Here is a 7,199-nt window from a genome sequence, read left to right on the forward strand (position 1 = left end):
CTACGGCAAGCTGAACTGGCCGTCGCCCAGCGTCTGCACCTTGCCGCCCACCTGTACCGTGCCGTCGGCGGCCACGTCCAGATACAGCACATTGGGACGCTGGATCACCTCGCCCTGCTCGATGCGCCACGACAGCGGCGCCAGGCCGTTCAGCGCGCACCAGCCGCCGAGGTTGGCGCAGGCGCTGCCGGTGCCCGGATCCTCGATCACCGCGCCCTGCTGCTCGAAGAACAGCCGCACGGTGGCGACATTGCCCTCCTCATGCCACAGGTAGGCGACGCTGCGCCCCGGGTGCAGCGTGGCGTGGCGCACAAACAGCTCGTGCTGCGGCCGCGCCGCCAGCACCGCCTCGCGGCTGGCGAGGCGAAGCAGCAGCTGCTCGCTGCCGGCGTTCACCCACACCGGTGCCGCGGCGATGTCGGCAGCGGCGAGGCCCAGCATCGCCGCGACATCGGCGGCGGCAAGGTTGGCCGCACGCTGCGTGGCCGGCACCGCGGTGAGGCGGAACACGCCGTCCTGGTGCCGGATCGGAATCAGCCCGGCCTTGGTACGCAGGCTGAAACTGTCGCCCAGCCCCTGCAGCGCATGCAGCACCGCGGCGCTGCCGATGGTGGGGTGGCCGGCGAATGGCAGTTCGTAGCTGGGGGTGAAGATGCGCAGGCTGGCGGCCGCCTCGGCATCGCCCGGCAGCAGGAATACGGTTTCCGACAGGTTGAACTGGCACGCGATCAGCTGCATGTCGTCGTCGGACAGCCCTTGCGCAGCGGTAAATACCGCCAGCGGGTTGCCGCCGAAGCGGCTTTCGGCGAACACATTGACGATCTGGTAACGATAAGGCGTGGGCATGCGGCTCTCCGGCGGGCGATGGTCAGCCCCGATTAGGCCATGCCATTGGCACGGCGAACAGTGGCCAGCGGCAAACAGTTTGTTTTGCGGCCGCCAGCCACGGCGACCGTCGCCACGGCAGCATACTGGATACTGTACGCAATAATATTGCGTTACAATTTTCCCGCCGTGCTTGCCGGCTGCGCCTGTCCGATGGCGCCTCGTCGCCGTAGCGACCATCCCGGGGTTGGCCGCAAGCCCGGCCTGCCGCGCGCCCCGCGTGGCAGCAGACCAATAACGACAGCTACGTGGACCCGAAATGCAGCAAAACCCAACTCTCCTCAGCAAGCTCATGAGCGGCAGCATCGTGCTGCAGATCGTGATCGGCATGCTGGCCGGCATCGCCGTGGCCAGTTTCTCTCCTGACACCGCGAAGTCGCTGACCTTTCTGGGCAGCCTGTTCGTCAAAGGCCTGAAAGCCGTGGCACCGGTACTGGTGTTCGTGCTGGTGGCCAGCGCCATTGCCAGCAAGAAACAAGGTGTACAGACCAATATGCGTCCGGTACTGACGCTGTATCTGCTGGGCACTTTCCTGGCCGCCGTCACCGGCGTGCTGGCCAGCTTTGCCTTCCCGATTACCCTGAAACTGGTTGCCGCCGCCGGCAGCACCACGCCGCCCAGTGGCATTGGCCAGGTGCTGAACAACCTGGTATTCCAGATCGTGGATAACCCGATCAATGCCATCGCTACCGGCAACTACATCGGCATCCTGACCTGGGCCGTGGCGCTGGGCATGGCCCTGCACCACGCCAGCGACAGCACCAAAACCCTGCTGAACGAGCTGGCCGACGGCGTATCGCGCATCGTCGGCGTCATCATCCGCTTTGCTCCGGTAGGCGTGTTCGGCCTAGTGGCCGAATCGGTGGCCAGCACCGGCCTGTCCGCGCTGCTGGGCTACAGCCAGCTGCTGCTGGTGCTGGTGGGCGCCATGCTGTTCATCGCACTGGTGGTCAACCCGCTGATCGTGGCGCTGACCCTGCGCCGCAACCCGTTCCCGCTGGTATTCACCTGCCTGCGTGAAAGCGGCATCACCGCCTTCTTCACCCGCAGCTCGGCGGCCAACATCCCGGTGAACATGAACCTGTGCCGCAAGCTGGGCCTGAACGAGGACACCTACTCGGTATCGATTCCGCTGGGCGCCACCATCAATATGGCCGGCGCCGCCATCACCATCTCGGTGCTGAGCCTGGCCGCGGTGCACACTCTCGGCATCGCCGTGGATCTGCCCACCGCGCTGCTGCTGTCGGTGGTGTCCACCATCGCCGCCTGCGGCGCGTCCGGCGTGGCCGGCGGCTCGCTGCTGCTGATCCCGATGGCCTGCAGCCTGTTCGGCATCGGCAGCGACGTGGCGATGCAGGTGGTCGCCGTCGGCTTCATCATCGGCGTGGTACAGGATTCCGCCGAAACCGCGCTGAACAGCTCCACCGACGTGCTGTTCACCGCCGCCGCCTGCATGGCCGCCGGCGACATGGCCGACCGCGCGCCGCAGCTGGCCAGCAACGAAATCTGATATTCCGCGGCCATCCCGGCCAGCAAAAAAGGCACCCCGCGGGGTGCCTTTTTTTGTGCGGCGCTTACTGCGCCGTCGGCCGCTGCAGCAATAGCAGCCGCAACGCCAGCGCCGCCAGCACCAGCGCCAGCGTGCGCCCCTGCCAGCGAGCGAACTGCGGTGCCGCCGCCAGCCGGCGCCCGATCACGCCGCTGCCGTGCGCCAGCACGATATTGAACAACAGCCCCACCAGCGACAGCACCACCCCCAGCAGCAAGACCTGCTGCACCACATCGCCACGCGCAGTCTCGACGAACTGCGGCAGGAACACCATGAAGAACAGCAGCGCCTTGGGGTTGAGCAGGCTGTTGAACATCGCCATGCGCACCACCTGGCGGTAGCTGCGCCGCGGCGCCTGCGTCAGCGCCGCCATGCCGCCGCTCTGCCATGCCTGCCACGCCAGCCAGCCCAGGTATAGCGCACCGGCGAGGCGCAGCAGGTCGAACATCGGCGGCCATGCGGCCAACATGGCGGTGATGCCGCTGGCGGTGAGCACGGTCAGCACCACGTCGGCCAGTGCGATGCCCAGTGCCACCGCATAGCCGCCGCGCGGCCCCATGGCGGCGCTGTGCGACAGCAGGAAGGCCATGTTCGGCCCCGGCGACAGGAACAGCATCAGCACGGTCATCAGGAACAGCAGCAGCGTGGATTGGGCAATCATCATGTTTCTCCGGTTGACCGCAGCAGTGTACTGCCATCGCGCCACGGCGCAGTACCGCCGCGGCGGAACAGGCTGTTCTGCCGCGCAGGCATGAAAAAAGCGGCCCGCAGGCCGCTTTTCACTACCGGGTAGATCGTGCGATCAGGAACCCAGCACCATTACCGCGTCGGCTTCCACCTGCACGCCTTTCGGCAGGCTGGCCACGCCGATGGCGGCGCGCGCCGGGTACGGCTGGCTCATGTACTGGCTCATCACTTCGTTGAAAGTGGCGAAGTTGGACAGGTCGGTCAGGAAGGCATTCAGCTTCACGATCTGGTCCAGGCTGCCGCCGGCTGCCTCGCACACGGCTTTCAGGTTCTTGAACACCTGGTGCGCCTCAGCGGCGAAACCGCCTTCCACCACGGTCATGGTGGCCGGGTCCAGCGGAATCTGGCCGGACAGGTACACGGTATCGCCGGCTTTCACTGCCTGGGAGTAAGCGCCGATTGCTGCCGGGGCCTTGTCGGTGTGGATGATCTCTTTAGCCATTCAGTTTTCTCCTTCTTCGTGCAGGAACAGGGTTAACAGGTCATTCAGGAAGCGCTGGCCCTTCAGGGTTGGCCGCAGATGGGTGGGATCCTGTTCGATCAACCCTTCTGCCCGCGCTTGCTGCAATTGCGATTGGATACAGGATACCGGCAAACCGGTGCGCTCGCTGAACAGTCGCAGCTCGAAGCCACCGGTGAGGCGCAGCAGATTCATCATGAATTCGAACGGCAGATCCTTGCGGCCAACCTTGTGGCTGCTCTGCACCGGCTTGCCGTCCGCCACCGCCTGCAGATAGGCGGCCGGCTGCTTGTAGCGCATCTGGCGCTCGATGCCCTGGTGCGAGCTGATCTTGCCGTGCGCGCCGGCACCGATGCCGACATAGTCGCCAAACTGCCAGTAGTTCACGTTGTGGCGGGCAAAGCGCCCCGGCTGTGCAAAGGCGGAAGTTTCGTAGTGCACGAAACCGGCGCCTTCCAGCCGCGCCTCGATCGCCTCCTGCATGTCGGCGGACAGCTCGTCGTCCGGCAGGTTCTGCGGCAGCTGCACCGCGAACAGGGTGTTGGGCTCGATGGTGAGGTGGTAGGCGGAAACATGGCTGACGCCATACGACAGCGCGGTGTCGATATCCGCCAGCGCCTCGGCCAGCGTCTGCTGCGGCAGCGCGTACATCAGGTCGAGGTTGACGTTGTCGAAGTGCGTCAGCGCGGTTTCCACCGCGCGGCGCGCCTCGGCGTCGTCGTGGATGCGGCCCAGCGCCTGCAGGTGGCGCGGGTTGAAGCTCTGGATGCCAATGGACAGCCGGTTGATGCCGGCATCGCGGTAGCCGCGGAAGCGCTCCAGCTCGAAAGTGCCGGGGTTGGCCTCCATGGTGATCTCGGCATCCGGCTGCAGCCGCACGCGGGCGCGGATGCCGGCCAGCAGCGCATCCATCGCCTGCGGGCTGAACAGGCTGGGCGTGCCGCCGCCCATGAAGATGGTGCTGATCGCCCGGCCCCAGATCGATGGCAGGCTGTATTCGAAGTCGCGCAGCAGCGCCTCGACATAGGCCATCTCGTCGAAACCCTCGCCCACCCGGCTGCGGCCAACGTTGGCCGCATTGGCAATCGGGATGCTGCCGGCGCGGAATTCATGCGAGTTGAAGTCGCAGTACGGGCACTTCTTCACGCACCACGGGAAATGGATGTACAGCGACAGCGGCGGCAACTCGCGTAAACCGCCTTTCAGCGCCGACAGATCGATCACGCTCATGCCAGCTGCGCCTGCAATTTGGCCAGCAGCGCCTGCATCGCCTGGCCGCGGTGGCTGATACCGTTCTTCACCCCGGCCGGCAGATCGGCCACGGTGCAGCCGTGTTCCGCCAGCCAGAAGTGCGGGTCGTAGCCGAAGCCGCCGTTGCCGGACGGGCTGTCCACCACCTCGCCATACCAGGCGCCGTCCGCCACCAGCGGCTGCGGGTCGTCGGCATGGCGCAGCAGCACCAGCACACAGTAGTAGTAGGCGCGACGATTGGCCTGGCCCTGCAGGTCGGTGATCAGCTGCGCATTATTGCGCGCATCCGATTTCGGCTCGCCGGCATAGCGCGCCGACAGCACGCCGGGCTTGCCGCCCAGCGCTGCCACGCAGATGCCGGAATCATCGGCCAGCGCCGGCAGGCCGGTAACGCGGCAGGCATGGCGCGCCTTCTCCAACGCGTTTTCTAGGAAGGTGGCGTGCGGCTCCGGGCACTCCGGCACATTCAACTGCCCCTGCGGAATCACCTGCACGCCCAGCGGCGCCAGCAGCGCCGAGAACTCCTTCAACTTGCCGGCGTTATTGCTGGCCAGCACCAGTTTTTCGATCATGCTTGCTCCAAGCCCGCCGGCCGCCTTCGGGCGCCCCGGCAGTGAAAACGCCCGGACATACCGGGCGGGAAAGGCATCATGTTAACAAATGGGTAGCTCGAAAAGCCCCGGTTTCCAAGCGAGACAAGGCGCGAATGAAACTACCGACGCGCATATGCTTGATATGCAAGCAGGAACAATCGTGAGTAACGCAGTATCGCAACGAAAGCGGGCGTTTTTCGAAGTGCTCAATCAGCACACCGGCTGGCCCTGAGTGGCCAGCAGCGCGCGGATGAACAGGCTCTCGTCGGCGTCCTTCAGCTCTTTGGCGTCGGACAGCAGGCGCCGCCACTGGCGGCCGCCCGGCTCGCCATGGAACAGCCCCAGCACGTGGCGCGCGATGTGGCGCACGCTGCTGCCATCCTGCAAGCGCTCGGCCACGTAGGGCAGCAGCGCCTCCACCACCTTGCCGCGCGAGAGCACCGGGCTGGCATCGCCATAGAAGTCGGCATCCCAGCCTGCCATCAGGTAGGGGTTGTGATACGCCTCGCGGCCAACCATCACGCCATCCACGTGCTGCAGGTGGCCGGCGATCTCGGCATTGTTCTTGATGCCGCCGTTGATGATGATCTCCAGCTCCGGCCGTTCCTGCTTCAGCCGATAAACGTAGTCGTACTTCAGCGGCGGAATCTCGCGGTTTTCCTTCGGACTCAGGCCCTTCAGGATGGCGTTGCGCGCATGCACGATGAAGGTACGGCAGCCGGCCTCGGCCACAGTGTCGACGAATTCGCGCATATAGTCGTAGCTGTCGATGTGATCGATGCCGATGCGGTGCTTCACCGTCACGTCGATATCCACCACATCGCGCATCGCCTTCACGCAGTCGGCCACCAGCTGCGGCTCGGCCATCAGGCAGGCGCCGAACGCGCCCTTCTGCACCCGCTCCGACGGGCAACCCACATTCAGATTCACCTCGTCATAGCCCCACTGCTGCGCCAGGCGCGCGCACTGCGCCAGCTCCGCCGGCTCGCTGCCGCCCAGCTGCAGCGCAATCGGATGCTCCGCCTCGTGGTAGCGCAGATGGCGGCCAACGTCGCCGTGCAACAGTGCGCCGGTAGTCACCATCTCGGTGTACAGCCAGCTGTGGCGGGTGATCAGGCGCGCGAAGTAGCGGTAGTGGCGGTCGGTCCAGTCCAGCATCGGGGCCACGGACAGGCGTCTGCCAGGGAGTTTGGCGCTGTTCGAGAGAGGAGCGGAGCGATCTGCTCCGTTAGCGGGGGTTTCGTTTCTGTTCATTCAAACTGATTCTTGCCTATTTGCGCCTTGCCGGTGCTACACGACGCATTACCCGCGCACAGCAGCAAGCAGACTAGCTAAGCAATTGAAAAATATTACGATTATCCCGCCCCAAGCATACAGAGGTCAAGAGAGAAACCCCTCTCGGCCTACGGCGAGATATTCCGCAATAGCCTCCCAATATCAGCCCTACCATGCCCCGACTCGGACCTTCCCCGTAGCCACGCCCCTCCCATAGACGCCATTTCATATCGACCAACAATCATCAAGACCCTGTGTCCGCACGGCGCCAATGCAATCGACATAAAAAATCAAAAGACATATAATAACCGGTTGTCATCACCAGCCATCGCGTGCCCGTATGCCTCTTCCCGACCCGCTCGCCAGCTTCGCCTCCGCCTTCAACCAGGACCAGCGCCTGCTCACCCTGCAGTTGGGTGACGGCCAGCGCTGGGGCGAG

Annotated in this window: 7 protein-coding genes; 1 reads left to right on the forward strand and 6 read right to left on the reverse strand. The window is 65.1% G+C overall.

Going from position 1 to position 7,199, the window contains the following annotated elements:
- A complete protein-coding gene (locus ACFOLG_RS01145) occupies positions 1 to 846 on the reverse strand; it encodes a PhzF family phenazine biosynthesis protein (protein WP_386087524.1) in 846 nt (281 codons plus the stop codon).
- 298 nt (positions 847 to 1,144) lie between these two features.
- Between ACFOLG_RS01145 and sstT the strand changes: the two genes are divergently transcribed.
- Positions 1,145 to 2,395 carry a serine/threonine transporter SstT gene (sstT, locus tag ACFOLG_RS01150; protein ID WP_386087526.1) on the forward strand — a complete coding sequence of 417 codons (1,251 nt, stop codon included), beginning with the start codon at positions 1,145 to 1,147 and terminating at the stop codon, positions 2,393 to 2,395.
- A 64-nt stretch (positions 2,396 to 2,459) separates the two neighbouring features.
- Here the strand turns inward: sstT and ACFOLG_RS01155 are convergent, their stop codons facing one another.
- The 5 genes from ACFOLG_RS01155 to dusA all read right to left on the reverse strand — a co-directional run bounded on the left by ACFOLG_RS01155 (position 2,460) and on the right by dusA (position 6,643).
- Positions 2,460 to 3,098, reverse strand: coding sequence for a LysE family translocator (locus tag ACFOLG_RS01155; protein WP_386087528.1), 639 nt, complete (start codon positions 3,096 to 3,098; stop codon positions 2,460 to 2,462).
- Positions 3,099 to 3,236: 138 nt separating this feature from the next.
- Positions 3,237 to 3,623, reverse strand: coding sequence for a RidA family protein (locus tag ACFOLG_RS01160; protein WP_386087530.1), 387 nt, complete (start codon positions 3,621 to 3,623; stop codon positions 3,237 to 3,239).
- Complete coding sequence (gene hemW / locus ACFOLG_RS01165; protein WP_386087532.1) at positions 3,624 to 4,871, reverse strand: radical SAM family heme chaperone HemW; 1,248 nt, start codon at positions 4,869 to 4,871, stop codon at positions 3,624 to 3,626.
- Entirely contained in the window at positions 4,868 to 5,464 is a 597-nt protein-coding gene (gene rdgB, locus ACFOLG_RS01170) for an RdgB/HAM1 family non-canonical purine NTP pyrophosphatase (RefSeq protein WP_386087533.1), read from the reverse strand. The genes hemW and rdgB overlap by 4 nt, the downstream gene beginning before the upstream one ends.
- A gap of 231 nt (positions 5,465 to 5,695) precedes the next feature.
- Entirely contained in the window at positions 5,696 to 6,643 is a 948-nt protein-coding gene (dusA, locus tag ACFOLG_RS01175; protein ID WP_386087535.1) for a tRNA dihydrouridine(20/20a) synthase DusA, read from the reverse strand.
- Positions 6,644 to 7,199 lie beyond the last annotated feature (556 nt).

This window comes from Vogesella facilis (assembly GCF_042648525.1).
Taxonomy (GTDB): Bacteria; Pseudomonadota; Gammaproteobacteria; order Burkholderiales; family Chromobacteriaceae; genus Vogesella; species Vogesella facilis.

Coding starts and splice junctions, on each gene's coding strand:
- hemW (WP_386087532.1), bottom strand. CDS start 4,871: ATGAGCGTGATCGATCTGTCGGCGCTGAAAGGCGGTTTACGCGAGTTG.
- sstT (WP_386087526.1), top strand. CDS start 1,145: ATGCAGCAAAACCCAACTCTCCTCAGCAAGCTCATGAGCGGCAGCATC.
- ACFOLG_RS01155 (WP_386087528.1), bottom strand. CDS start 3,098: ATGATGATTGCCCAATCCACGCTGCTGCTGTTCCTGATGACCGTGCTG.
- rdgB (WP_386087533.1), bottom strand. CDS start 5,464: ATGATCGAAAAACTGGTGCTGGCCAGCAATAACGCCGGCAAGTTGAAG.
- ACFOLG_RS01160 (WP_386087530.1), bottom strand. CDS start 3,623: ATGGCTAAAGAGATCATCCACACCGACAAGGCCCCGGCAGCAATCGGC.
- dusA (WP_386087535.1), bottom strand. CDS start 6,643: ATGCTGGACTGGACCGACCGCCACTACCGCTACTTCGCGCGCCTGATC.
- ACFOLG_RS01145 (WP_386087524.1), bottom strand. CDS start 846: ATGCCCACGCCTTATCGTTACCAGATCGTCAATGTGTTCGCCGAAAGC.